The following is a 24,641-nucleotide window of genomic DNA, read 5'->3' on the forward strand; positions in this document are numbered from 1 at the left end:
GTCAGTCCGCTTTCAGGTTACTCAGCAGCCAGGCGGTAAAGCTGCGGGCCAACGGGTCGCTCTCACTGTCGCGGTGAGTCAGCAACGCCCAGTTCGGCCCGCGGATGGTGGCCTCGACCAAGGGTTGCAATGACCCGTTGGCCCGCGCCTGCTGGCTGAGCAACTGGCTGACCAGGGCAATCCCCAGCCCCGCACACGCCGCATCCATCAGCAAACCCGGGTCGGAAAAATTCAGCCCCTGATCTTTCTGCCCAACGTCGATCCCTGCCTCTACCGCCCAGTGGCTCCAATCCATTTCCCGCTCGCCGTGCAAGGTGGTGCGTTGCGCCGCCGGCTGCGCCAGCACGTTTGGATGACAGGCCGGGTAGAGGCGGTCGGCGTGCAGCACCTTGAAACTGCATTCGGCCTGGGAGCTGATGTCGTCGCGCACGGCCAGGTCGATGGTCTGGGTGGCCATGTCCGGCACTTCGTCGGTGCTGAAAATCCACAGATCCACTTCCGGGTGCTGCTGGCGAAAGTCCCCCAGGCGCGGCAACAGCCAGTGGCGGGCGAAGGCCGGTGTGGTGTTGAGCACCAGTTGGTTGGGTTTCTGGTACTGCCCCAGGCGCCGAATGCCCACCGACAGTTGCTGCAACAGCGCCTGGGTGGTGCTCAGGAAGTCGTGACCGGCATCGGTCAGGCTGACGCTGCGCCCGCTGCGGTAGAACAGCGGCTGCTCCAGGTAGGCTTCCAGCGTGCGGATCTGCTGGCTGATCGCCGATTGGGTCAGGTGCAGCTCTTCGGCAGCCTTGTGGAAACTGCCCAGGCGTGCGGCGGCTTCAAAGCCGCGAAGGGTGCTGAGCGGCGGCCAGTGCTTGAGCATGCTGATAAGTTCCTCTAATCACTTTTCTGCAAAATCCATCGTTTGTTTGCCCATTTTCAGCGCCGTAGCATGCGAGTCATCCACAGCAGAGCAAATTCTGTTGAACACAATGGCTTAACTGAAGGGTTTTTTATCATGCAGCACAACGTAGCGCAAAACAGTGGCTGGTGGATGCCGGCCGAGTGGGTCAGGCACGCCGCGACCTGGATGGTCTGGCCGCACAATCAGGCGCTGTGGGAGTCGGGTTGGCGCGTGACGCTGGCGCAGGTGCAGGCCGATTTTGCCGGGGTGGCCAACGCCATCGCTCGTTTCGAACCGGTGAAAATGCTGGTCGATCCTTCGGCGGTGGCCAGCGCCAAGGCGTTGTGCGGGCCCGGCATAGAGCTGATCGAACTGGCGGTCAACGACAGTTGGTGCCGCGACTCCGGCCCAAGCTTCATCTGCCACCCGCAACAGGGGCTGGCGGGTGTCAGCTGGCGCTTCAATGCCTGGGGCGGCAAGTCGGCGTTCGATCTGGACGAGGGCCTGGCGCGGCGTGTGCTCAATCAACTGGGGCTGCCGTGTTTTGGCACGCCGCTGAGCAACGAAGGCGGGGCGATCCATGTCGACGGCGAAGGCACGCTGATCACCACCGAATCGGTGCTGCTCAACCCCAATCGCAATCCGGGGATGACCAAGGCCGAGATGGAAGAGATCTTCACCCGCCTGCTCGGTGTGAAGAAAACCATCTGGCTGCCGGGCGATCCGGACTACGTGACCGGCGACATGACCGACGGCCATGTCGATGGCGTCTGCGCCTTTGCTCGTCCCGGCGTATTGCTGGTGGATGCCACCCACGACCAGCAGTCGGTGTACGCCGAAGTGGCCCGCGAGAACCGCCGCGCCCTGGAGCTGGCCACCGACGCCCAGGGCCGCAAGTTCGAGCTGATCGAGCTGTTCGAGGCCAGTGAGGCGGTGGACACCGAGGCCGAGGTGTTCTGCGCTTCGTACACCAATTTCTATATCGCCAACAACGCGATCATCATGCCGGCCTACGGTATCGAGGCCGACCATGTGGCGGCCGAAGTACTGGGCAAGGCTTTCCCCGAGCGCCAGGTGGTGCCGGTGCGCATCAACCACCTGGCCCATGGCGGCGGCGGGGTGCATTGCATCACCCAGCAACAGCCGGCCTGGCCGGTGCAGGGGTGAAGCCATGACACAGCTGAGCATTGCTACCACCCAAATGCCGTGCACCTGGGACCTGGCGCGCAACCTCGACCTGGCCGAACAACTGGTCCGCGAGGCGGCGGCGCAGGGCGCGCAAGTGATCCTGTTGCAGGAGCTGTTCGCCACGCCGTACTTCTGCATCGAGCAGAGCCACGGCCATCTGGCGCTCGCCGAAGAATATGGACAGAGCCGCGTGCTCAAGCGTTTTGCCGCGCTGGCCAGGGAGTTGGGGGTGGTGCTGCCCCTGAGCTGGTTCGAGAAGGCCGGCAACGCCTACTTCAACTCGCTGAGCGTCGCCGATGCCGATGGCCGCTTGTTGGGTGTGTACCGCAAGACCCACATTCCCAACGCCATCGGTTATCAGGAGAAGGAGTACTTCAGCCCCGGCGACACCGGTTTCCGGGTCTGGGACACCGCGTTCGGGCGCCTCGGCGTGGGCATCTGCTGGGATCAGTGGTTCCCGGAAACCGCGCGTTGCCTGGCCTTGATGGGTGCTGAAGTGCTGCTGTTCCCTACGGCTATCGGCTCCGAGCCAGGTTGCGCGTCGCTGGACTCGCGCGATCACTGGCAGATGACCATGCGCGGGCATGCCGCGGCGAACATCCTGCCGGTGGTGGCGGCCAATCGGGTCGGACGTGAAGTGGCGACCACCGATGCGCAACTGCAAATGAGCTTCTACGGTTCGTCGTTCATCAGCAACCACAAGGGCAAGCTGCTCGCCGAGGCCGACCGTGACAGCACCGGCGTGCTGGTGCAGGCCCTGGACCTGGCGGCCATGCGCGAAGAGCGCCTGAGCTGGGGCATCTACCGCGACCGGCGCCCGGACATGTACGGCGCGCTGTTGAGTCAGGACGGTCGTCACCTTCATGCACGCTGGAACCCTGTGGGAGTCTGATATGCGCCTTTCTTATACGCGCCTGCCGCAAACGCTGTTGCTCGGTGCCCTGGCACTGGCGGTGCCTTCGCTGCACGCCGAAGAGAAAACCCTGCGGCTGTACAACTGGGCCGACTACTTTGCCGAGGACACCCTGAGCCAGTTCACCGCCGAAACCGGGATCAAGGTGATCTACGACGTCATGGATGGCAGCGAAACGCTGGAGGCCAAGATGCTGGCCGGCGGCAGTGGCTACGACCTGATCTTCCCCGGCGACACCGTGGCCGAGCGCCTGGTGCGCGCCGGCAGCCTGCAATCGCTGGACCGCTCGAAACTCACCGAGTTGAACGACATCGAGCCCGGTTTGCTGAAACTGCACAACCAGTATGAGCATTCCAGCCAGGCGACCGTGCCCTACACCTGGGGCACCATCGGCCTGACCTACAATGATGAGATGGTCAAACAGCGCATGGCCGACGCGCCGGTCAACAGCCTCGACCTGCTGTTCAAGCCGGAACTGGCGGCGAAGTTCGCCGACTGTGGCATCTCGATGATCGACTCGCCGGACGAAGTGCTGGCCGTCGTGCTCCATTACCTGGGCCGCGAACCGCGCAGCGCCAAGCGCGAGGACCTGGCGGCGGCGAGTGAGTTGCTGATGAAACTGCGACCGTACATTCGCAAGTTCCAGTCGCAACCGGTGACCGACCTGGTCAACGGCAACCTGTGCGTGTCGCTGGGCTACAGCGGCGACATGACCCAGGCCCAGCGCACCTCGGACAGCGCCGGCAAGCACACACGCTTCGAGTACCGCATTCCGCGTGAAGGCACCACGGTGTGGATGGACACCATGGCCATCCCGGTGGACGCCAAACACCCGGAATACGCCTACGCCTTCATCAACTTCGTGATGCGCCCGCAGAACATGGCGGCCATCAGTAACTTCACCGGCTACCCGACTTCCAACGCCAAGGCGCGGGCGGCTGTCGATGCGAGCATGCGCAACAACCCGGACATCTACCTCGATGAAGCGACCTACGCACGCCTGATTCCTGGCCGGGACATCCCACAATCGGACATGCGTGCGCGGATGCGCGTATGGACCAAGTTCAAGACGGCCACGGCACAATGAAATCAGCTTTTATCAATCACTACAGGGCGACGCGTCGCCAGTTCATCAAACAGCTGTCGGTGGTGGCGGGGTTGGGGGCGGTGGCGTCCCTGGGTCTGACGCCATGGCCGGTGCGGGCCGCTGGCGGGAAGGATTGGCGCATGCCCGATGAAGGCGACCGCCATGCCCGCGCCTTCATCGCGTTTGGCGCCCAGGACGCCATCTGGGAAGACTTCACCCCGGATGTGCAGGCGGCCATCGGCTTGATCGCGCGCACCATCGCCCGGTTTGAGCCGGTCACGGTGTTCTGCCGCCAGCATGAGCGCAGCCTGGCGCAGCAGCATTGCGGGTCGGGCAATGTCAGCTACGTCATCACCGAGCTGGACGACGTGTGGATGCGCGACACCAGCGCCAATTTTGTCATCGACAGCCAGGGTGAACTGGGCGCGGTGGATTTCAATTTCAGTGGCTGGGGCGGCAAGCAGCAACACGAGGAAGATGCGCAACTGGCGGCGCTGGTGGCCGACAAGACGGGCGCCGAGTACCTGCGCAGTGAACTGGTGGGCGAGGGCGGTGGCATCGAAGTGGACGGCCTGGGCACGGCAATCCTGACCGAGAGCTGCTGGATCAACCGCAACCGCAACCCCGACTGGAGCAAGGCCGAGGTCGAGGAAGAACTGAAGGCGCGTCTGGGCCTGCGCAAGATCATCTGGCTGCCAGGCATCAAGGGCAAGGACATCACCGACGCCCACGTGGATTTCTATGCACGCTTCGCCAAGCCTGGCGTGGTCATCGCCAACCTCGACAACGACCCCGAGTCCTACGATTACAAGGTCACCCGCAAACACCTGGATATTCTGCAAAACGCCACCGACGCCGATGGCCGCAAGCTGAAGATCCACACGATGTCGCCACCACTGAAACCACGCCAGAGCAAGTTCAACCGCGACAACCAGGATTTCGCTGCCGGGTACATCAACTACTTCGTAATCAACGGCGCAGTGATCGCCCCGGAGTTTGGCGATGAAGCGGCGGACACGAAGGCCTACGACCTGCTGTCCGAACTCTACCCAGACCGCGAAGTGCTGCAACTCAACATCGACGCAATCGCCGCCGGTGGCGGCGGCATCCACTGCGTGACCAGCCATCAGCCGATGATCTGACCCGCAACACGCCCCCACATTGGAATGGCGGCGGCATCCACGTCCCCTGTAGGAGCGAGCTTGCTCGCGATGGTCGTCAACGATAACGCTGGGTGCCTGATGCCCCGCGGTGCCCTTGCGCCCATCGCGAGCATGCTCGCTCCTACAGAGGCCCCGTAAACCTAATGTGGGAGCGAGCCTGCTCGCGATGGTTTCGGCCACACTGCGGAGTGTCTGGTGTTCCGCCGTGGTACCCAACTCATCGCGAGCAAGCTCGCTCCTACAGGGGTTGTTTGTTGCCAGGTTTACAGGTGATCCGCATCAATCACCGCCTTGGCAAACGCCTGCGGATCTTCCTGCGGCAGGTTGTGACCAATCCCGCCGCTGATCAGGCGGAACTCGTACTTGCCGGTAAACCGCTTGGCATAGTCCTCAGGCTTGGGGTGCGGGGCGCCGTTGGCGTCGCCTTCCAGGGTGATGGTCGGCACACCGATGGACGGCGCCGTGGCCAGTTTCTGCTCGAGGGCTTCGTATTGGCTCTCACCCTGGACCAAACCCAGACGCCAGCGGTAGTTGAACACAGTGATGTCGACGTGATCAGGGTTCTCCAGAGCCTTGGCACTGCGATCAAACGTCGCGTCATCGAACGCCCATTTCGGCGAAGCCAGTTGCCAGATCAGCTTGGCAAAATCATGGGTGTTTTTCTGGTAGCCATCACGGCCACGCTCGGTGGCGAAGTAGAACTGGTACCACCACTGCAATTCCGCCTGGGGCGGCAGCGGGTTCTTGCCGGCGGCCTGGTTGCCGATCAGGTAACCGCTGACCGACACCAGCGCCTTGACCCGCTCTGGCCACAGGGCCGAGACGATGTCGGCGGTGCGTGCGCCCCAGTCGTAGCCGCCGAGCACCGCCTGCTTGATCTTCAGCGCGTCCATGAAGTCGATCACGTCGCTGGCCAGCGCCGCCGGTTGGCCGTTGCGCAGGGTGTCCTTGGACAGGAACTGCGTATCGCCATAACCCCGGGCATACGGCATCAGCACGCGATACCCCTTGGCGGCAAGGATCGGCGCAACCTCGTCATAGCTGTGAATGTCGTAGGGCCAGCCGTGCAGCAGGATCACCACCGGACCATTGGCCGGGCCGGTTTCGGCGTAGGCCACGTCCAGCAGGCCGGCCTTGATGTGTTTGAGCGGGCCGAACGGCGAGGGCGCCGAATAGCTCACCGCTGTGGTGGCGGCCGGTTGGGCTGCTGCTTGCGCCTGGACCGCGCCCATCGCACCGAGCAGGGCGACCGCGAGGATCGACGAGCCGAACAGACGGCGGCGGGTTTTACCGTGATTGTTGTTGTGCAGTGCCATCTTCATGTCGATCTCTCCATTGCGAACTGTTGGCCAGGAGGTCTGGATGAGCCCCTTGAAACCTTGAGTGCATTTGAACGCGATGACGTATCCGGGCTATGTCCAATCGTGGGGCGGGTGCAAACAGATGTATCCGGGAAGGCGCCAGATACATTGGGATACAAAGACACCGGTCGGCAGTCGCTGATGAAAGCGCAGGACTTCTGCCGGAAAAGCCGGATAATGGCGGCCAATTCGTTTTGGCACGCTATTCTGGTAATCCCCTATGGAAATTAAGGTCAATTTTCTCGACAACCTTCGGCTCGAGGCCAAGTTCGACGACTTCACCGTGATCGCCGACCAACCGATTCGCTACAAGGGCGATGGTTCGGCGCCGGGTCCGTTCGACTACTTCCTGGCATCGTCGGCGTTGTGCGCGGCCTACTTCGTCAAGCTGTATTGCGAGACCCGCAATATCCCGACCGACAACATTCGCCTGTCGCAGAACAACATTGTCGATCCGGAAAACCGCTACAACCAGATCTTCAAGATCCAGGTCGAGCTGCCTGCCGACATTTCCGACAAGGACCGCCAGGGCATCCTGCGTTCCATCGACCGCTGCACCGTGAAGAAAGTGGTGCAGGCGGGACCTGAGTTCGTCATCGAAGAGGTGGAAAACCTCGACGCCGACGCCCAGGCGTTGCTGATGCCAACCTCGACGGCGGGCGAGGGCACCTACATCGTCGGCAAGGACCTGCCGCTGGAACAGACCATCGCCAACATGTCCGGGATCCTCGCGGGCCTGGGCATGAAGATCGAAATCGCTTCGTGGCGCAACATCGTGCCCAACGTCTGGTCGCTGCACATCCGCGATGCGCAGTCGCCGATGTGCTTCACCAACGGCAAGGGCTCGACCAAGGAAAGTGCGCTGGCCTCGGCGCTGGGTGAGTTCATCGAACGCCTGAACTGCAACTTCTTCTACAACGACCAGTTCTGGGGCGAAGAGATCGCCAACGCGCCGTTCGTGCATTACCCCGACGAGCGCTGGTTCAAGCCGGGGCGCAAGGATGAACTGCCAGCGGAAATCCTCGACGCCTACTGCCTGAAGATCTACAACCGCGACGGCGAACTGCGTGGCTCGCACCTGTACGACACCAACTCGGGCAATGAAGCGCGCGGCATCGTGTCCCTGCCGTTCGTGCGCCAGTCCGATGGCGAAGTGGTGTACTTCCCGTCCAACCTGATCGAAAACCTGTACCTGAGCAACGGCATGAGCGCCGGCAACACCCTGGCCGAAGCCCAGGTGCAGTGCCTGTCGGAAATCTTCGAGCGTGCGGTCAAGCGCGAAATCATCGAAGGCGAATTTGCCCTGCCGGACGTGCCCGCTGAGGTGCTGGCGAAATACCCGAGCATTGTTGCCGGTATCGAGGGCCTGGAAGCCCAGGGTTTCCCGGTGCTGGTCAAGGATGCGTCGCTGGGTGGTGAATTCCCGGTGATGTGCGTGACCCTGATGAACCCGCGCACCGGTGGCGTGTTCGCCTCGTTCGGCGCTCACCCGACCATGGAAGTGGCGCTCGAGCGTAGCCTCACCGAACTGCTGCAGGGCCGCAGCTTCGAAGGCCTCAATGACCTGCCGCAGCCGACCTTCGAAGGCCACGCGGTGACCGAGCCGAACAACTTCGTCGAGCACTTCATCGACTCCAGCGGCGTGGTGTCGTGGCGCTTCTTCAGTGCCAAGCCGGAATACGAATTCGTCGAGTGGGATTTCTCCGGCCACGGCGAAGATTCCAATGCCCAGGAGGCCGCGACCCTGTTCGGCATCCTGCAAAACATGGGCAAGGAATCGTACATGGCGGTGTACGAACACCTGGGCGCCACCGCCTGCCGCATCCTGGTGCCGGACTACTCGGAGATCTACCCGGTCGACGACCTGATCTGGGACAACACCAACAAGGCGCTGTTCTTCCGCGAAGACATCCTCAACCTGCATCGCCTCGATGAAGCGCAGTTGCAGGACCTGGTCGAGCGCCTGGTTGAGAGCGAGCTGGACGACTACACCGACATCACCACCCTGATCGGCATCGAGTTCGACGACAACACCCCGTGGGGCCAGTTGACCATCCTCGAACTCAAGGCACTGATCTACCTGGCCCTGCAGCAATACGAGGAAGCCAAGGAGGCGGTGGAAACCTTCCTGCAATACAACGACAACACCGTCGAGCGTGGCTTGTTCTACCAGGCGGTGAACGTGGTGCTGGAGATGGAACTGGACGAAGACCTGGAACTGGCCGACTACGAAGCCAACTTCCGCCGCATGTTCGGCGCCGAACGCACCGACGCCGCGATTGGTTCGGTCAACGGCAGCGTCCGCTTCTACGGCCTGACGCCCACCAGTATGAAACTCGAAGGCCTCGACCGCCACCTGCGCCTGATCGACAGCTACAAAAAACTCCACAGCGCCCGGGCCAACCAGGCTCGGTGACCCGCCCTGTAGGAGCGAGCTTGCTCGCGATGGCGCCGGCCCAATCAACAAAGATGTTGCCTGACACACCGCCATCGCGAGCAAGCTCGCTCCTACAGTGGATTTGTGTTGTTCATGGGATTTGTGACCGACACAGATCAACCCCTGTAGGAGCGAGCATGCTCGCGAAGGGCCGGCCCAATCAATAAAGGTGTTGCCTGACACACCGCCATCGCGAGCAAGCTCGCTCCTACAGTGGATTTGTGTTGTTCATGGAATTTGTGACCGACACAGATCACCCCCTGTAGGAGCGAGCTTGCTCGCGAGGGGCCAGCCCAATCAACAAAGATGTTGCCTGACACACCGCCATCGCGAGCAAGCTCGCTCCTACAGTGGATTTGTGTTGTTCATGGGATTTGTGACCGACACAGATCAACCCCTGTAGGAGCGAGCTTGCTCGCGAAGGGCCGGCCCAATCAACAAAGATGTTGCCTGACACACCGCCATCGCGAGCAAGCTCGCTCCTACAGTGGATTTGTGTTGTTCATGGGATTTGTGAACGACAGAGATCCCCCCTGTGGGAGCGGGCTTGCCCGCGATGGGGCCATCACATCCAGCATCATTAGCGCCTGACACACCGCCATCGCGGGCAAGCCCGCTCCCACAGGTTTCAGCTGCGCCCAAAGGCCTCAAGCACAACGCTTGAGAATCACCTTGATCGGCCGCCGCACCCGGCGCTTCGACACTTCCTTGGGTTTGATCCAGCGGCACGCGTCGATTTCATTGCAGGGGCGGGGCTTGGAAGAGGTCTTGGTCGCTTCGAACAGGTAATGAATCACCTTGTCCTCGCGGAATTCAGCGATGTAACGCAGTTCATCACAGGACAGGCCGGTTTCCTCAGCCATCTCCCGGCGCGCGGCCTGCAAGGGCGTCTCGTTGTGCTCGACCGTGCCACCCGGCAGGTTCCATTTGGCATTGCGCTTACGCACGAACAGCACCTCGCCGTCCTTACGGTAGATCACCGTGGCGCGCAGTTTGATTCCCTTTCTTCTTGCCGTAGCGGTGTCCATGGCCTTCATGCGCATTCCCGGATCAGTTGGCTGGACGGAGCTCTATAAAGGACGGCTCCTGACTCAAGGCTAGGGTTTTAATGTGTCGATTGGATGACTGCGCAACGCCGTTTATCGCCCCATTGTTTGTCAGAAAAATCGTACATCCGACCGTTTGCCATGCCTCTGTCATAAACCTTTAACAATTGTGGAGCAAAGTGCCGTAGCCCCGTAAAACAGAAGCCCCGTTAAACACATGGAGTTCCTTTGATGAAGAGTTTGTTTAAGTCCGCCGCGTTGGCCGTAACAGTTTCCCTGTGCGCCACCTCGGTGTCTTTCGCTGCGGAAAGCGTACGCCTGACCGGTTCCGGCGCCAGCTTCCCGGCTCCGATTTATCTCACCTGGTTCAAGGACTTCAGCAAAAAATCCGAAGGCGTGACCGTCGACTACCAATCCAAGGGTAGCGGTGCGGGCGTACAGGACTTCCTGAACAACACCGTCGACTTCGCTGCCAGTGACTCGGCAATGAAAGAAGAAGACATGGCCAAGGTGCCAGGCGGCGTGCAACTGCTGCCAATGACCGCTGGCGAAATCGTGCTGGCCTACAACCTGCCAGGCAACCCTAAGGGCCTGAAGCTGCCACGCGACGTTTACTCCAACATCTTCCTGGGCAAGATCACCAACTGGAACGATAAAGAGATCGCCGCCGCCAACCCGGATCTGAAACTGCCTGACATGCCGATCACCGTGGTCGTACGTGCAGACTCCAGCGGTACCACCGCTGTGTTCACCAAACACCTGTCGGCCATCAACACCGCGTTCAACAAGGACCTGGGTGAAGGCAACACCGTCAACTGGCCAGCCAGCGACAAGTTCATCAAGTCGCCGAAGAACGATGGCGTGACCGCCACCGTACGTCAGACCCCTGGCGCCATCGGCTACATCGAGTACGGCTTCGCCAAACTGGCCAAGGTCGACTTCGCCGAGCTGCAGAACAAGGCTGGCAAATACGTCGTACCGAACGCCGAAAGCGGTGCAGAAGCGCTGGACGCCGTGAAGATGCCGGAAAACCTGGTGGCCTGGCTGCCTGATCCGGACGGCGCCAAGTCGTACCCGATCACTTCCTACACCTGGATGATCTTCCACAAGAAGAACCAGACTCCGGAAAAAGCCAAGGCCATGCGTGACATGGTCGAGTACGGCCTGACCGAAGGTCAGAAAATCGCCGACTCGATGGGTTACATCCCGCTGCCGAAATCGGTTGTAGATCAGGTTCGCAAGGCTTCCGCCAACATCCAGTAACACATGCGTGGCTTCTCCCGGTGTGTGCTGCCCGCCACGCCGGGGGGATTTCCCCCACTGTTCCGGAATCAGTCCATGAACAAGCCTTTTGTCGTACCGGTCAATCCGGACTCAGCCTGCAAACCGCCTTCGCCGAAGGACTTTCTGGTCGATCGGACCTTCCGTGCGCTTTCGCGCATCGGTGTGGTGCTGATTCTGGCTGTGGTGTTTGCCCTGATATACGAAGTTGGAGTAAAGGCGCTTCCAGGCATGGAGAAACATGGTCTGGATGTTCTTTTCGGTAGCGTCTGGGACGTTAACCAAGGCAAGTACGGCATTCTGCCGGCGATCTGGGGCACGCTGTACAGCGCCCTGATTGCACTGATCATTGCTGGCATGTTCGGCGTCAGCATGGCGATTTTCCTGACCCAGGATTTCCTGCCCGCCCAACTCGCCGCTGTTTTTCGCACCATCGTTGAATTGCTCGCCGCCATCCCCAGCGTCGTTTACGGCCTGTGGGGCATTTACGTGGTCATCCCGGCTATCCGGCCGCTGACGACCTGGTTGAATGCCGAGCTCGGCTGGATTCCCTTTTTCGGCACGTCCCTGAGCGGCCCGGGCCTGCTGCCCGCCGCGCTGGTGCTGGCCATCATGATTCTGCCGACCATTGCGGCGGTATCCCAGGACGCGCTGACCGCCGTCCCGATGAAAACCAAACAGGCCGCCTACGGCATGGGCACCACCCACTGGGAAGCGATTCTCAAGGTGATGGTGCCATCGGCTGCCACCGGCATCTTCGGTTCCCTGGTGCTGGGCCTTGGCCGTGCGCTGGGTGAAACCATGGCCCTGGCGATGCTGGTGGGTAACGCCAACAACATCTCCCTTTCGCTGTTCGCCCCGGCCAACACCCTGGCGGCCTTGCTGGCGCTGAACTTCCCGGAAGCGGGACCGAACGAGATCGAAGTGCTGATGTACGCCGCTCTGGTGCTGATGTTCATCACCCTGGTGGTCAACATCCTCGGCTCCATGATCATGATGTACGCCCAGCGGGGTAATAAATGATGACTAGCCTGACGACCCCTATCGACGCCTTGCCGAGCCTGCAGCGCAAGTTCGAAGGCCGCGCACTGCGCAGCCTGGTCCTGACCACGCTGGTCTGGCTGGGCGCACTGCTGGCCAGCGTGCCGCTGCTGTCGGTGCTCTACATGCTGATCACCAAGGGCGGCGCTCGCCTGAGCCTGGAAGTCTTCACCGAATTGCCACCGACCGGTTTCGAGACCGGCGGCGGTTTCGGTAACGCCATGGCCGGTACCTTCGTCATGGTCGGCATTGCTGCCGCCATCGCGGTGCCGGTCGGCATCATGGCCGCCGTGTTTCTCGCAGAGCTGGGCCCGGAAAGCAAGCTGGCCAACGCCGCGCGCTTCGCCGCGAAGATGCTCACCGGCCTGCCTTCGATCCTGGCCGGTGTGTTCGCCTACGCCATCGTGGTGATGACCACTGGCACCTACTCGGCACCTGCCGGTGGTGTGGCGCTGGCGGTACTGATGCTGCCCATCGTCGTGCTGACCGCTGAAGAGTCGATGAAGATGGTGCCCAAGATCATGAAGGACGCCGCCTACGGCATGGGCTGCACCCGCTCGCAAGTGATCTGGAAAATCATTCTGCCAACCGGCATGCCGGCCATCCTCACCGGCGTCATGCTGGCCGTGGCACGTGCCGCGGGTGAAACCGCGCCGCTGCTGTTCACCGCGCTGTTCAGCAACTACTGGATCTATCACGAAGGCAGCCTGGCGGTGATGAACCCGACGGCCTCGCTGGCGGTACTGATCTACAACTTCTCCGGCATGCCGTTTGACAACCAGCTCGAGCTCGCCTGGGCGGCCTCGCTGGTGTTGGTCATGATCGTGCTGGTCGTGAATGTCGTGAGCCGAATTTTCGGCAAGCCAAAGTATTGAGAATCGGAGCACCTGAATAATGACCGTACTATCCGTACCTAAAGCTGCCCCATTCGAGACCCAGGCCCCTGTGGTCATGGACTGCAAGCTCGACAAGATTTTCTACGGCAACTTCATGGCCGTGCGTGACAGCCATGTGCCGATCGAGAAGAACAAGATCACTGGCTTCATCGGCCCGTCGGGCTGCGGCAAAAGTACCGTACTGCGCAGCCTCAACCGCATGAACGACCTGGTGCGCGGCTTCCGCTTCGAAGGCCACGTGCACTTCCTCGGCCAGGACGTCTACGGCAAGGGCGTTGACCCGGTGGTCGTGCGTCGCTACATCGGCATGGTGTTCCAGCAGCCGAACCCGTTCTCGATGAGCATCTTCGACAACGTCGCTTTCGGCCTGCGCCTGAACCGTTACAAGGGCGACATCGGCGACCGCGTCAAGCACGCCCTGCAAGGCGCCGCGCTGTGGGATGAGGTCAAGGACAAGCTCAAGGTCAGCGGCCTGTCGCTGTCCGGCGGTCAACAGCAACGCCTGTGCATCGCCCGCGCCATCGCCACCGAGCCGGAAGTGCTGCTGCTCGACGAGCCTTGCTCGGCACTCGACCCGATCGCCACTCGCCGCGTCGAGGAGCTGATGGTCGAACTGAAGAAGGACTACACCATCGCCCTGGTGACCCACAACATGCAGCAGGCCATCCGTGTCGCCGACACCACGGCCTTCTTCTCGGTGGACATTTCCCAGGGTACGCGCACCGGTTACCTGGTAGAGATGGGCCCGACGACCCAGATCTTCGACAACCCGCGCGAACAAATGACCAGCGACTACATCAGCGGTAAGTTCAGCTGATGTTTGCCAAACGTCGTCTTGATCTGCCCGCCATCGAGGCGGCCCTGCGCGAAGTGCAGGGCCGTTTTGCCGAACTCAGCATGCAGTTCACCGAGCCGCGTGACCCGTTCACCGACGAAGTGCTGCAAAACGTGCTGGACGGCTATGCGCTGATCGACGACTTCGTTGCCAATGATGTCGACTTGTTTCACCTGCAGAACCTCAACCTGATGCTGGAAATCAATGCCACCGTACTGTGTGGCAATGACCCGGCACGCCGGGTCGAGTTCGCCCAGCACCTTGAGGCCACCGAGGCGCACTTCTTCAACAACGTCGAAGGTGGCATCAAGGACCTGTTCAACTGGTACTGCGCCTACCGCAGCGAATCGGTGTGGAAGAGGGCGGCCGGTGTCTACGTACGGGTCCTGAGCAAGCCGCAACTGTTCATCGAAGGCAACCACCGCAGTGGTTCGTTGCTGGTCAGCTATCTGTTGATGCGTGCGGGCCAGCCGCCGTTCGTGCTGACGCTGGACAATGCCAAGGGTTACTTCAACCCGTCATCCGTCATCCGCAATTCAGCCAAACATGGCGTGAAGTCTTTGTATGAATTGCCCAAGATCAAGAAAAAATATGCCGCTTTCCTGGAAGATCACTCACCGGATCCACAGAAGTTCTTCGTCTACGAACGAAAACTGCCTGCCTACCAGGGGGGCGCGTGATGAATAACGTTTCGACGCTCGACAAATGCCGGTTCGCCGTGAACCAGGCGTGGCAGATCACCCGCAGTTACGTGCCGATGGTCGAGTGCCGTCGTGTGCGCATTTCCTTCGATATCGACGACACCCTGGCCTGCCTGCCGCACCACAGCGAAGCCGAGCCGAACCTGCTGCCCGAATCCATTCACCGCTGGCTGGGCGAACCGCTGCGCCAGGGCACCCGCGAACTGATCCGCGAACTGCGCCGCCAGGATTGCAGCGTCTGGGTCTACACCTCGTCCGGGCGCACGCCGAGCTACATCCGCCGCTGGCTGATGCTCTACGGCATTCATGTCGATGGCGTGGTCAACAGCGTGCGTCACGAAGAAGCGCTGAAGGAACACGGGCTGTCGATCACCCCGTCCAAGTTGCCGCGTTTGTTCGACATCGACCTGCACGTCGATGACTCCGAAGGCGTGAAGGACGAAGGCCAGGCGCATGGCTTTCGCGTAGTCGTCGTGCAACCCGATGACCAGCGCTGGGCACAACGCGTGCTGGACGCCGTGGCGGACGTCCAGGCGCAACTGGCCTGGCAGCAACCGCACCGCTTCAAGGCGCCAATATCGACGGGCGCTGGCGTCTACTCCTCCTGACCTGTAGGAGCGAGCTTGCTCGCGATGTTCTCCCGGCCACCGCGGGATGTCAGGCCTCCCGCGTCATCGTTGACCCCCATCGCGAGCAGGCTCGCTCCCACAGATGCCCGCATTCCCCTGTAGGAGCGGACTTGCCCGCGATGGTCTCCCAGGCGCCGCGGGGCATCAGGCCTCCCGCGTCATCGTTGACCTCCATCGCGAGCAAGCTCGCTCCTACAGATGTCCGCATTCCCCCTGTGGGAGCGAGCCTGCTCGCGATGATCTCCCGGCCACCGCGGGACATCAGGCTTCCCGCGTCGTCGGAGATGTTGTTCCCTACGCCAGGATCAATTCCACCCCTAACTTGCGAATGCCATCGGCCGCCGCTTCTGTCAGGTTGATGTCACTGATGATCGTATCGAACTGATGTAGCCCCGCAATCTTGTACATGCCGAAGGTGGCGTACTTCGAGCTGGTGGCGATCAATACGGTCTGGGTGGCTGACTGCATGGCGGCCTGCTTGACCTCGACTTTCAAGGCCGAAGGGGTGGTCACGCCGCGTTGCAGGTCCCATGAACTGGTGGAAATGAAGGCGATATCGGTGACGATCTGACGCAGAGTTGCTGCCGCCAGGCCGCCCACGCTGGAACGGTTAGGATGGTCGAGCAGGCCGCCGGTATGGATGACGTCCACGTGCTGGGCGTCGGCCAGGGCCTGGACGATGCCGAAGTCATTGGTGACCACGCTCATGCCCGACAGCTCGATGATGTAGGGGATGAGTGACAGCAGCGTGGTGCCGGCGTCGAGGTACACGGTCATGTTGTCGCGCAACAATCCGGCGGCATGCCGCGCCATGTTTTCCTTCTCGGGCAGTTCCTTCACGGCCTTGAGCTGATGGCTCAGCTCATGATGCACCTGGCTTGCGATCCGCACGCCACCGGTCACCGAATAGGCCTTGCCTTCCTGCTCCAGCACGGCGATGTCTCGGCGCACGGTCATGTGCGAGCAGTCGAACATCTCCATCAACTGATGAACGCTCAGCACCTGATGCTTGCGCAACTGGCGCAGGATCAGGTCCCGACGCTGTTCGGGGATGATCGGGGCGCCACCACCCACGGTGCCGTTTTCTTCGTCCTGCATCTGAACTCCTGGAGGGGCAAGGCCAATCCGTCACGGATTGGCCAGGTAATTTAGCGTATTACCGCTTCGATCAATAGAACCCCGATCAGGCCGAGCAGCGATTGCAGGCAGAGCATCAGCGTCCAGGTGCGGAAGGTCTGGGCCACGGTCAGCTGGAAGTATTCCTTGAACAGCCAGAAGCCGGAATCGTTGACGTGCGAGAGCATGACCGCCCCCGATGCCGTGGCCAGCACCAGCAACTCTGGCGAGAGTCCGGGGTGGGCCAGTGCCAACGGCGCGACGATACCGGTGGCCGCCACCGTGGCGACCGTGGCCGAACCCAGGCAAATGCGCAGCAGGGCGGCGATGCCCCAGCTGAGAATCAGCGGGTTGATCTCCCAACCGGAGGCATGATGGGTAATCAGCACGTCCAGGTGAATGGTGGTGAGCATTTCCTTGAAACCGCCGCCGGCCCCCAGGATCATCACGATGGCGCCCAGCGGTGCGAGGCCCTGGCCCGCCATTTTCTGCACCTGGCCAAGGTTGAAGCCGGAACGCAGGCCCAGGGCGAAAAAGGCAAAGATGACCGCTGCCAGCAACGACAGGATCGGGTTGTTCAGCGCGTTGAAGAAACCGTGCAGCGCGCTGCCCTTGTCACTGAAAGCCAGACCCAGCGTACCGATGAGCATCAGGCCGGGAGGCAGGAGAACGCTGATGATCGAGGCGACCAACGAGGCCTGTGGTTGCCCCTGTACCACTTCACGGGCGCCCACGGGGCCTGCGCTCAAGTCCGGGGCCGGGCCGAACCACGGGCTGATCAATTTGGTGAACACCGGGCCGCAAATCACCGCCACCGGAATGGCAATCAGCAGCCCGTAGAAAATCGTCAGGCCGGTGTTGGCATGGAACGCCGCGACCGCAAGCGTGGGGGCCGGATGCGGTGGCAGCAAACCGTGTGACACGTACAGTCCGGCCGCCAAGGGCAAGCCGATATACAGCAGATGGCTGTTGGTGCGTTTTGCCACGGTGTAGACCAGCGGCGCGAGCATGATGAAACTGACATCGAACAGGTGGGGCATGCCGATCAGCAACGCGGCGGCGCAGATCGCCCAGGGCGCGTATTGCACCGGACGTTTGCCAATGAACGCATTGGCGATCCGGTCGGCACCCCCCGAACCCAGTAAGATGCCGCCGAGCAGGGTGCCCAGTCCGATCACCGGGCCGGTTTTGGCCAGCGCCGAACCGAAGCCTTTGGCAAAACTGTCGATGGTTTCTGCGGAGCTGACACCGCTGAGCAGGCCCAGGCCAATGGCAGTCAGTGTCAGCGCCAGGAACGGATTGAGCTTGAGGCGGGTGATCAAGACGATCAGGACGACGATGGCACCTGCGGCCATCGAAAAAATAAACAGTTCGCTATTCATGTTTTTGTTGAACCTGTTTGCGTGCGAAAAGAGTGATGTGCTGCCCAGGCAAGGGGCGCCCACCGCGTGGGCGCCCGGCTTCAGGCGGGCCGGCGGCCGTCGCACCAGGCGCGATGCAGGTCCTCGTCGTACCCCTCAAGATCGCTGATGCGCAGCAGCGCCCCGGCCTTGATGTCCCGCTTGGCGGTGGCGTGCGCGGCCTGGTACAACGGCGCAACATCGTCGTCGGCCTCGGATGCGGCCAGGAGAACGGCTTGCACGCCGGTCACGTCGTGATGGTGACCCCCCATTTTCAGCACGGTGCCGGCCGCGATATCGACGGTCGCGCGACCGCCCAGGACGGTGCACTGGCTTGGCTTGTCGGTACCCGAAGCGCGCTTGTGCAACACCGCATTGAGCAGGGTGATCGGCGTTTCGACACCCATGAAGTGATAAGGCAGGTACAGGCAGGCGTAGCGAGCGTTACGACTGACGATATGACCTTTCTGGGCCAGCAATGCCCACGTCGGCTGGTCGTGGGTGCGGACGATGACAAAGACGCCGCCGGCAAAACTGGCTTCGTCCGGCAGGCGCAGGACGTTGAACACCTCGATCACGCCCTCGCGCCCCAGGATGCCGCCGTCTTCGCGCAGGGCGTAGATGTCGGCCAGCTCACTGGTGCGGGCGATGGGGTAGTGCAGCAACTCGACGTCGGGAACGAAACCGATGTTGGTGGCGACCACGGACATTTCGCAGTAGTCAGCGGTGGCGGAGGTTTTCAAGCCATTAAGTGCGGCGCGGCGGGCGGCGAGGGTAGCGGGAATGTCGTTGCCCAGTGTCAGCAGGTCGGCCATGTCCGGAGCGGCGATGACCTGGTCAAGCTGCTGGATGGTGCCTGCCTGCGGGTCGAACACCAGGTCGTATTCGCTGGATTTACCGGCGGCAACGATTTCCAGGCCCAGGACACGGGCCCAACTGACCCAGCCGATCAGGTTGGCCGGCTGGTCACCGTCCGCCGTGGTGTAGACCACACCGTGCTTGGCGGCCAGGCGAGACAGGGTGATGCCGGACACTGCGTCGACTTCCTTACTGACCATGGCCACATGGCGGCCGGCCTCGATGTCGCGACGGGCGGTGCGATAGCCGATGGCCGGGTTGCCGGTGGCTTCGACGAGAATGTCGTAGGTCGCCGCGGCCAGCAGTTCAACGTCCGCGACCAGCACAATGGCGTCAGCCGGGGCCGCGGCAACGGCTTGTGCATCGGCGCATTCGACCAGGCGCTCGGCGGCGAAGCCCAGTTCCAGGCACAGCGCGCGCAGGCCGGCAATGTCCAGGTCGCACAGGGCGGCGGCTTGCAGTCGCGGCATTTTCAGCGTCTGGGCGAGCAACGTACGGGAAAATCCGCCCTTGGCGCCGGTCAACGCGTAGCGAACGGGTTGTGCTTGGTCTGCGAACAGTAATTCGAAATTCATGGTTCGTCCTCGGTGAAAGGTAGAGTCGGCAGCGACCACCGGATGAACAATATTGTTATGGATACGCAGCTACCGAATGAGCCGACAATAGTTGCAAATTAACATTCAGGTCAATTTATTTAACGTGGATTAACACTAGATCGACTTTTTGCCCTAATATCAGCGACAGTTCGACCATGCTTGCGTGTGGTTTTATCATTTTCTAACACTGCGGGTGTTAACGGCCGGCAGGGCAACAGGCGGGCGGTCAGCCGGGCTGACGCCGACGGAGATAACTGTATGAGTGCTGTAAAACCACCTTTGCTCGGCTGCATCGCCGACGATTTCACCGGTGCAACTGACCTCGCCAGCATTCTCGTGCGGGGCGGCATGCGCACCGTGCAGACCATTGGCATTCCTGACGCCGCGCTGGCCGACACGCTGGACGCCGACGCGGTGGTCATCGCGTTGAAGTCCCGCACCAGCCCGGCGGCTGAAGCGGTGCGTGAGTCGCTTGAAGCATTGGAGTGGCTGCGCCAACGGGGCTGCAGCCAGTTTTTCTTCAAATATTGCTCGACCTTCGACTCCACGCCCGCCGGCAACATCGGCCCGGTGACCGATGCGTTGCTGCAGGCCCTGGGCAGTGATTTCACCATCGCCTGCCCGGCGTTTCCCGAGAACGGGCGTACCTTGTACCGCGGCCATTTGTTCGTGCAGGACGGGTTGCTCAGCGAATCGGGCATGGAGCATCACCCACTGACCCCAATGAAAGATGCCAACCTCGTTCGTGTACTGAGCCAGCAGACGCCGTCGCCGGTGGGGCTGGTGCGCTACGACGCTGTCGCCCAGGGGGCTGCGGCGGTAGGCTCGCGCTTTGATGAATTGCGCGGCGAGGGTGTGCGCATCGCGATTGCCGATGCACTGTCTGATGCCGACCTGCTGACCTTGGGTGAGGCTTGCGCCTCCCTGACATTGGTGACCGGCGGTTCCGGTGTCGCACAAGGGTTGCCGGCCAACTTCAAGCGCCTGGGCACCTTGCGGCAAGTCGATGCCGCGCACATGGACAGCGTCGAGGGCCGGGCTGTGGTGCTCGCGGGCAGTGCCTCCAGGGCCACCAACGCCCAGGTTGCCGAGTGGATGCACGCCGGGAACGCCGCCTTTCACATCGATCCGCTGGCCATTGCCGAAGGCCGTGATGTGGTCGGTGACGCCGTCGCCTTTGCCGAGCAACATGAGCCGGCGCTGATCTACTCCACTGGCAACCCGGATGCCGTACGCCAAGCCCAGGCCGAACTGGGCGTGGAGCGTGCCGGTGCGCTGGTCGAGGAGGCGCTTGGCAACATCGCTCGCCGCCTGTTCGACAAGGGCTTTCGGCATTTCGTCATTGCCGGTGGCGAGACCTCGGGGGCGGTGGTCAAGGCGCTCGATGTCAAGGCGTTGCGTATCGGACGAATGATCGATCCCGGCGTGCCGCTGACGTTGTCGTTGGGCGGTGAAGCGCCGTTATTGTTGACATTGAAATCAGGAAACTTCGGCGCCCAGGACTTTTTCAGCAAAGCCCTGCGCTTCATGCAAGGGGCAACCGCATGAGCAGCATTGAGAACGCACTGCGTGAAGAAATCTGCACGGTGGGGCGCAGCCTGTATGAGCGTGGTTACACGGTGGGCACTGCGGGGAACATCAGCGCCAGGCTGGAGGACGGTTGGTTGATCACGCCGACCGATGCTTCGTTGGGGCATCTGGATCCGGCACGCATCGCCAAGGTCCTGGCGGACGGATCGTGGAGCAGCGGGGATAAACCGTCGAAAACCCTGGCCTTGCATCGCAAGATCTACGACCGCAACCCCAGCGCCAAAGGCGTCGTGCACACGCATTCGACGCATCTGGTGGCACTGACCCTGGCGGGTGTCTGGAGTGCGGATAACATTCTGCCGCCGATCACGCCCTATCAGGTCATGAAGGTGGGGCGCGTGCCCCTCATCGGCTACGATCGACCGGGGGCGCAGGGCGTCGCCGATCAAGTCGCGCTGCTGGCCGATCAGGTGCGGGCGGTGATGCTCGAACGCCTGGGCCCGGTGGTATGGGAAAGTTCGATTTCCAAAGCCAGCCATGTCCTGGAAGAGCTGGAAGAAACCGCACGCCTGTGGCTCATGACCCAACCCCGCCCGGCACCGCTGAGCGACGCGGCCGTCGAGGAATTGAAGGCCGTGTTTGGCGTGACCTACTGACTGTAGGAGCGGGCTTGCCCGCGATGGTCTCCCGGCCACCGCGGGGCACCAGACCTCCCACGTCATCGTTGACCTCCATCGCGAGCAGGCTCGCTCCCACAGATGCCCGAATTCCCCTGTAGGAGCGAGCTTGCTCGCGATGGTCTCTCGGCCGCCGCGGGGCATCAGGCTTTCCGCGTCATCGTTGACGTCCATCGCGAATGAATTCGCTCCTACAGGTACGGCGCCGTACCTGTAGGAGCGAGCATGCTCGCGATGGTCTCTCGGCCACCGCGGGGCATCAGGCTTCCCGCGTTATCGTTGACGTCCATCGCGAGCAAGCTCGCTCCTACAGGTACAGTGTTGTCCGTGTGGGAGCGAGCCTGCTCGCGATGGCTTCCCGCATCATCTTAGGCACCCATTACAGGCACAGCGATATTCAACCTGGTCAGGGTGACATTCTTGAACAGGTCATCCTCGACCAGTTCGGACACGCCGCCCGGCGACATCTTGAACGAGACAAACCCCATGCTCTCGACCGGCACTCGCTGTAGCGCACTGATCAGGAAGCTCGCGGCAAACCCGTGGGTAACGATCACGGCGCATTCAAGCTCGGAATCCAGGCCCTGGACGAAGTCGGCCAGGCGAGTGGCGAACTGCCGGCGGGTTTCAGCGCCTTCGCAGATGGCATGATCCATTCGACCGTCAGGGCTTTCGGCGGCTGGGGTCATGATCCCGTTGTGCCGCGCCTGGTCCATCCCCTCATGGCTGCCGAACGACATCTCGCGCAGTTGTTCGTCGAAGACCGTCTCGATTCCCAGGGCATCAGCCACTATTTCTGCCGTCTCTCTACACCGCAGCAGATCAGAGGAGTAGATTGCAGTGCGTTCGGGCAACTGCAGGGTGGGAAAAAACCTCGCCAGATGACGGGCCTGTTCAATGCCCTTGGCGGTCAGCCTGGAATCGAACCAGCCACCCACGACGTGATCCAGGTGATGTTGTGCCTGTCCATGTGTAACAACATAAAATCGCTTCATCGGTCGCTCGTTTTCATCCTTTGATTGATACCCCACTGAATCACCGCCGACAGGACGTCACCATGCGCAAGGATTACCTGGCATTTTTCGCTTCGCTGTTCCTGTCGAGGCTGGCGGACCAGATCCTGCTGTTCATCGTGCCATTGGTGGTGTTCCAGACCACGGAAAGCGCGTCCTGGGCAGGGCTGGCGTTTTTCGTCGAATCGCTGCCGCGCTTTCTTGCGTTTCCGCTCTGCGGGGCGTTGTGTGACAAGTTTTCGCCCACGCGGATTCTACACATCAGCCAGGTCTATCGGGCCCTGCTGTGTGGCGTGGCGGTGGTTTTGTACCTGATATTCGGCGGTATCGCCTGGCTGGTGGTGCTGTCGGCGCTGTGCGGGGTGTTGACCACCCAGGGCATCATGGCCCGTGAAGTGTTGATGCCGCATATCTTCCAGCAGTACAGCTACACCCGAACCTTGTCCTACTCACAGATCGCCGACCAGACCGGGCTGGTGCTCGGGCCGCTGCTGGCGGCGCTGTTGCTGGAGCTGTGGGCCTGGCACTGGGTGGTGGCGTGGGTCGCCGGGTTGTTCCTGCTGGCCGATCTGGGCATGCGGGTGTGGCAACGTTACAGCGGCATCACCCTGGAGGTGTTCGATCAGCATCAGGACATCTGGCTGCAGCCGCTGCGGATCGCCTTCGGACATATCCGCCAGCATCGGGCGTTGCAAAGGATCATCACTCTGGCTGTTGGCGTCAACCTGATCGTCGGGGGAGCCCTGGCCACCTCGGCGGCCATGGTGATCGGCCAATTCAGTGCCGGCAAGGACGATTACGCGGTGTTGCAGGCGGCCGGGGCAGGAGTGACCATCGTGATCCTGTTCTTCCTCGCGCGGGTGGTGCTGCCCCTGCGGGTGATGGGTGGCGTCGGGTATTCGATGATCGCCGCGGGTGGCCTGATATGTGCGCTGAGCCCGAACCTGGGGGTGTATGTGCTGGGGTTTCTGCTGATCGTTGGCTTCGACAAGATGTTCAACGTGTACATGCGCACGATTCGCCAGCAGGTGATTCCCAAGCAGGATTTCGGCAAGACAGTCGGGGTGATGACCTTGCTCAACAACCTGTCGCAGCCGTTGGCCGGGTTGTCGGTGGCACTGTTGGCGACAAAGTTGGGGGTGCAGGGGGTGGTGTTGTTTCTGGCGCTGCTGGCGGTGGTGTTGGGGATACTCGTGCTGGTTTGGGCGACGAGGGCTGGCGGTGAGCGGGATACGGCGCAGGGTCTGGTTTCCAGTGTTATCGTTGACGACCATCGCGAATGAATTCGCTCCTACAGGAGGGGAAGATGAAGGTTGGTGTGATTTCCGATACCCATGGATTGTTGCGGCCCGAAGCCGCTGCGGCTTTGCAGGGGTGTGAGCGGATCGTCCATGCGGGGGATATCGGGAGCCGGGAGATTCTCGATCAACTGCAGGCCATTGCGCCGTTGACCGTCGTGCGCGGGAACAATGACCTGGAGGCGGCCTGGGCGGTGGGGCTGCCGGATCTTTTGCGTTTCGAGCTGGATGGCTGGCAGGCGCTGCTGGTGCACGACATTGCCGATGTGCCGGTGGCGCTTGAGGAGGAGGTGAGGCTGGTGATCACCGGGCATTCCCACAAGCCGCTGATTGAATGGCGAGGCGAGCGGTTGTTTATCAACCCCGGCAGTGCAGGGCGGCGGCGGTTCAAGTTGCCGGTGACGTTGGCGCTGCTGGAAGTCGATGCGACGGAGATCGAACCTCGGTTGATCCATCTACTCACCTGAACCTGTAGGAGCGAGCTTGCTCGCGATGGGCCCGAGAACACCGCGGGGTGTCAGGCCTCCCGCGTCATCGTTGGCGACCATCGCGAGCAGGCTCGCTCCCACAGAAGATCGCATTCCCCCTGTAGGAGCGAGCTTGCTCGCGATGCATTCAAGTACCCCGCGATGTATCAGGCTTCCCGCGTCATCGTTAACGACCATCGCGAGCAAGCTCGCTCCTACAGGGGA

Annotated in this window: 22 protein-coding genes and 1 pseudogene; 15 read left to right on the forward strand and 8 right to left on the reverse strand. The window is 61.8% G+C overall.

What is annotated here, in order from left to right:
- Position 1: 1 nt before the first annotated feature.
- On the reverse strand, positions 2 to 862 hold the full coding sequence (locus tag ABVN20_RS04375) for a LysR substrate-binding domain-containing protein (protein WP_368554272.1): 861 nt from the start codon (positions 860 to 862) through the stop codon (positions 2 to 4).
- A gap of 135 nt (positions 863 to 997) precedes the next feature.
- Here ABVN20_RS04375 and ABVN20_RS04380 point away from each other — a divergent pair, with 135 nt between their 5' ends.
- Genes ABVN20_RS04380 through ABVN20_RS04395 form a run of 4 tightly spaced genes read left to right on the forward strand, consistent with a single transcriptional unit; the run spans position 998 to position 5,213 of the window.
- Entirely contained in the window at positions 998 to 2,050 is a 1,053-nt protein-coding gene (locus ABVN20_RS04380; RefSeq protein WP_368554273.1) for an agmatine/peptidylarginine deiminase, read from the forward strand.
- A gap of 4 nt (positions 2,051 to 2,054) precedes the next feature.
- On the forward strand, positions 2,055 to 2,963 hold the full coding sequence (aguB, locus tag ABVN20_RS04385; RefSeq protein WP_368554274.1) for an N-carbamoylputrescine amidase: 909 nt from the start codon (positions 2,055 to 2,057) through the stop codon (positions 2,961 to 2,963).
- Position 2,964: 1 nt separating this feature from the next.
- On the forward strand, positions 2,965 to 4,071 hold the full coding sequence (locus ABVN20_RS04390) for an extracellular solute-binding protein (protein WP_368554275.1): 1,107 nt from the start codon (positions 2,965 to 2,967) through the stop codon (positions 4,069 to 4,071).
- Positions 4,068 to 5,213, forward strand: coding sequence for an agmatine/peptidylarginine deiminase (locus tag ABVN20_RS04395; RefSeq protein ID WP_368554560.1), 1,146 nt, complete (start codon positions 4,068 to 4,070; stop codon positions 5,211 to 5,213). Before ABVN20_RS04390 ends, ABVN20_RS04395 begins: the two co-directional genes overlap by 4 nt.
- Positions 5,214 to 5,497: 284 nt before the next feature.
- On the opposite strand, the gene ABVN20_RS04400 is transcribed toward ABVN20_RS04395, so the two are convergent.
- The gene (locus ABVN20_RS04400) at positions 5,498 to 6,556 is read right to left on the reverse strand and encodes an alpha/beta fold hydrolase (protein ID WP_368554276.1); all 1,059 of its coding nucleotides are present in this window, start codon (positions 6,554 to 6,556) and stop codon (positions 5,498 to 5,500) included.
- Positions 6,557 to 6,815: 259 nt separating this feature from the next.
- Between ABVN20_RS04400 and ABVN20_RS04405 the strand changes: the two genes are divergently transcribed.
- Positions 6,816 to 9,011 (forward strand): OsmC domain/YcaO domain-containing protein, encoded by a 2,196-nt coding sequence (locus ABVN20_RS04405; protein ID WP_368554277.1) that lies wholly within the window; start codon positions 6,816 to 6,818, stop codon positions 9,009 to 9,011.
- A 668-nt stretch (positions 9,012 to 9,679) separates the two neighbouring features.
- Here ABVN20_RS04405 and ABVN20_RS04410 read toward each other — a convergent pair.
- Entirely contained in the window at positions 9,680 to 10,069 is a 390-nt protein-coding gene (locus ABVN20_RS04410) for an NUDIX domain-containing protein (protein ID WP_368554278.1), read from the reverse strand.
- Positions 10,070 to 10,309: 240 nt separating this feature from the next.
- Here ABVN20_RS04410 and pstS point away from each other — a divergent pair, with 240 nt between their 5' ends.
- The 6 genes from pstS to ABVN20_RS04440 all read left to right on the forward strand — a co-directional run bounded on the left by pstS (position 10,310) and on the right by ABVN20_RS04440 (position 15,440).
- Positions 10,310 to 11,341, forward strand: a complete 1,032-nt coding sequence (gene pstS, locus ABVN20_RS04415; protein ID WP_368554279.1) for a phosphate ABC transporter substrate-binding protein PstS — start codon at positions 10,310 to 10,312, stop codon at positions 11,339 to 11,341.
- Between the two features lie 75 nt (positions 11,342 to 11,416).
- Complete coding sequence (gene pstC / locus ABVN20_RS04420; protein ID WP_368554280.1) at positions 11,417 to 12,382, forward strand: phosphate ABC transporter permease subunit PstC; 966 nt, start codon at positions 11,417 to 11,419, stop codon at positions 12,380 to 12,382.
- Positions 12,382 to 13,275, forward strand: a complete 894-nt coding sequence (pstA, locus tag ABVN20_RS04425) for a phosphate ABC transporter permease PstA (protein WP_368554281.1) — start codon at positions 12,382 to 12,384, stop codon at positions 13,273 to 13,275. Before pstC ends, pstA begins: the two co-directional genes overlap by 1 nt.
- Before the next feature lie 76 nt (positions 13,276 to 13,351).
- Complete coding sequence (pstB, locus tag ABVN20_RS04430; protein ID WP_368554561.1) at positions 13,352 to 14,113, forward strand: phosphate ABC transporter ATP-binding protein PstB; 762 nt, start codon at positions 13,352 to 13,354, stop codon at positions 14,111 to 14,113.
- Positions 14,113 to 14,811 carry a hypothetical protein gene (locus ABVN20_RS04435; protein WP_368554282.1) on the forward strand — a complete coding sequence of 233 codons (699 nt, stop codon included), beginning with the start codon at positions 14,113 to 14,115 and terminating at the stop codon, positions 14,809 to 14,811. Before pstB ends, ABVN20_RS04435 begins: the two co-directional genes overlap by 1 nt.
- A 77-nt stretch (positions 14,812 to 14,888) precedes the next feature.
- Entirely contained in the window at positions 14,889 to 15,440 is a 552-nt protein-coding gene (locus ABVN20_RS04440) for a hypothetical protein (protein WP_368554562.1), read from the forward strand.
- A gap of 315 nt (positions 15,441 to 15,755) precedes the next feature.
- Here ABVN20_RS04440 and ABVN20_RS04445 read toward each other — a convergent pair whose 3' ends face one another.
- The 3 genes from ABVN20_RS04445 to ABVN20_RS04455 all read right to left on the reverse strand — a co-directional run bounded on the left by ABVN20_RS04445 (position 15,756) and on the right by ABVN20_RS04455 (position 19,410).
- Positions 15,756 to 16,559, reverse strand: coding sequence for a DeoR/GlpR family DNA-binding transcription regulator (locus ABVN20_RS04445; RefSeq protein ID WP_368554283.1), 804 nt, complete (start codon positions 16,557 to 16,559; stop codon positions 15,756 to 15,758).
- Between the two features lie 50 nt (positions 16,560 to 16,609).
- The gene (locus tag ABVN20_RS04450; protein ID WP_368554284.1) at positions 16,610 to 17,959 is read right to left on the reverse strand and encodes a gluconate:H+ symporter; all 1,350 of its coding nucleotides are present in this window, start codon (positions 17,957 to 17,959) and stop codon (positions 16,610 to 16,612) included.
- A gap of 80 nt (positions 17,960 to 18,039) precedes the next feature.
- The gene (locus ABVN20_RS04455; protein WP_368554285.1) at positions 18,040 to 19,410 is read right to left on the reverse strand and encodes a hypothetical protein; all 1,371 of its coding nucleotides are present in this window, start codon (positions 19,408 to 19,410) and stop codon (positions 18,040 to 18,042) included.
- A 279-nt stretch (positions 19,411 to 19,689) separates the two neighbouring features.
- Here ABVN20_RS04455 and otnK point away from each other — a divergent pair, with 279 nt between their 5' ends.
- Entirely contained in the window at positions 19,690 to 20,979 is a 1,290-nt protein-coding gene (gene otnK / locus ABVN20_RS04460) for a 3-oxo-tetronate kinase (RefSeq protein WP_368554286.1), read from the forward strand.
- Positions 20,976 to 21,617, forward strand: coding sequence for an aldolase (locus tag ABVN20_RS04465; protein ID WP_368554287.1), 642 nt, complete (start codon positions 20,976 to 20,978; stop codon positions 21,615 to 21,617). Before otnK ends, ABVN20_RS04465 begins: the two co-directional genes overlap by 4 nt.
- A gap of 389 nt (positions 21,618 to 22,006) precedes the next feature.
- Here the strand turns inward: ABVN20_RS04465 and ABVN20_RS04470 are convergent, their stop codons facing one another.
- Positions 22,007 to 22,633, reverse strand: a complete 627-nt coding sequence (locus tag ABVN20_RS04470; protein ID WP_368554288.1) for a histidine phosphatase family protein — start codon at positions 22,631 to 22,633, stop codon at positions 22,007 to 22,009.
- A 62-nt stretch (positions 22,634 to 22,695) separates the two neighbouring features.
- Between ABVN20_RS04470 and ABVN20_RS04475 the strand changes: the two genes are divergently transcribed.
- Both ABVN20_RS04475 and ABVN20_RS04480 read left to right on the forward strand, forming a co-directional pair.
- Positions 22,696 to 23,934 (forward strand): MFS transporter, encoded by a 1,239-nt coding sequence (locus ABVN20_RS04475; RefSeq protein ID WP_368554289.1) that lies wholly within the window; start codon positions 22,696 to 22,698, stop codon positions 23,932 to 23,934.
- Between the two features lie 23 nt (positions 23,935 to 23,957).
- Positions 23,958 to 24,416: a metallophosphoesterase family protein gene (locus tag ABVN20_RS04480; protein ID WP_368554290.1), complete on the forward strand. Its 459-nt coding sequence runs from the start codon at positions 23,958 to 23,960 to the stop codon at positions 24,414 to 24,416.
- A 3-nt stretch (positions 24,417 to 24,419) separates the two neighbouring features.
- Here ABVN20_RS04480 and ABVN20_RS04485 read toward each other — a convergent pair.
- Positions 24,420 to 24,530: pseudogene (locus tag ABVN20_RS04485) on the reverse strand (outer membrane lipoprotein carrier protein LolA); the annotation flags it as partial.
- Positions 24,531 to 24,641 lie beyond the last annotated feature (111 nt).

The sequence above is a fragment of the Pseudomonas sp. MYb118 genome, assembly GCF_040947875.1.
Taxonomy (GTDB): domain Bacteria; phylum Pseudomonadota; class Gammaproteobacteria; order Pseudomonadales; family Pseudomonadaceae; genus Aquipseudomonas.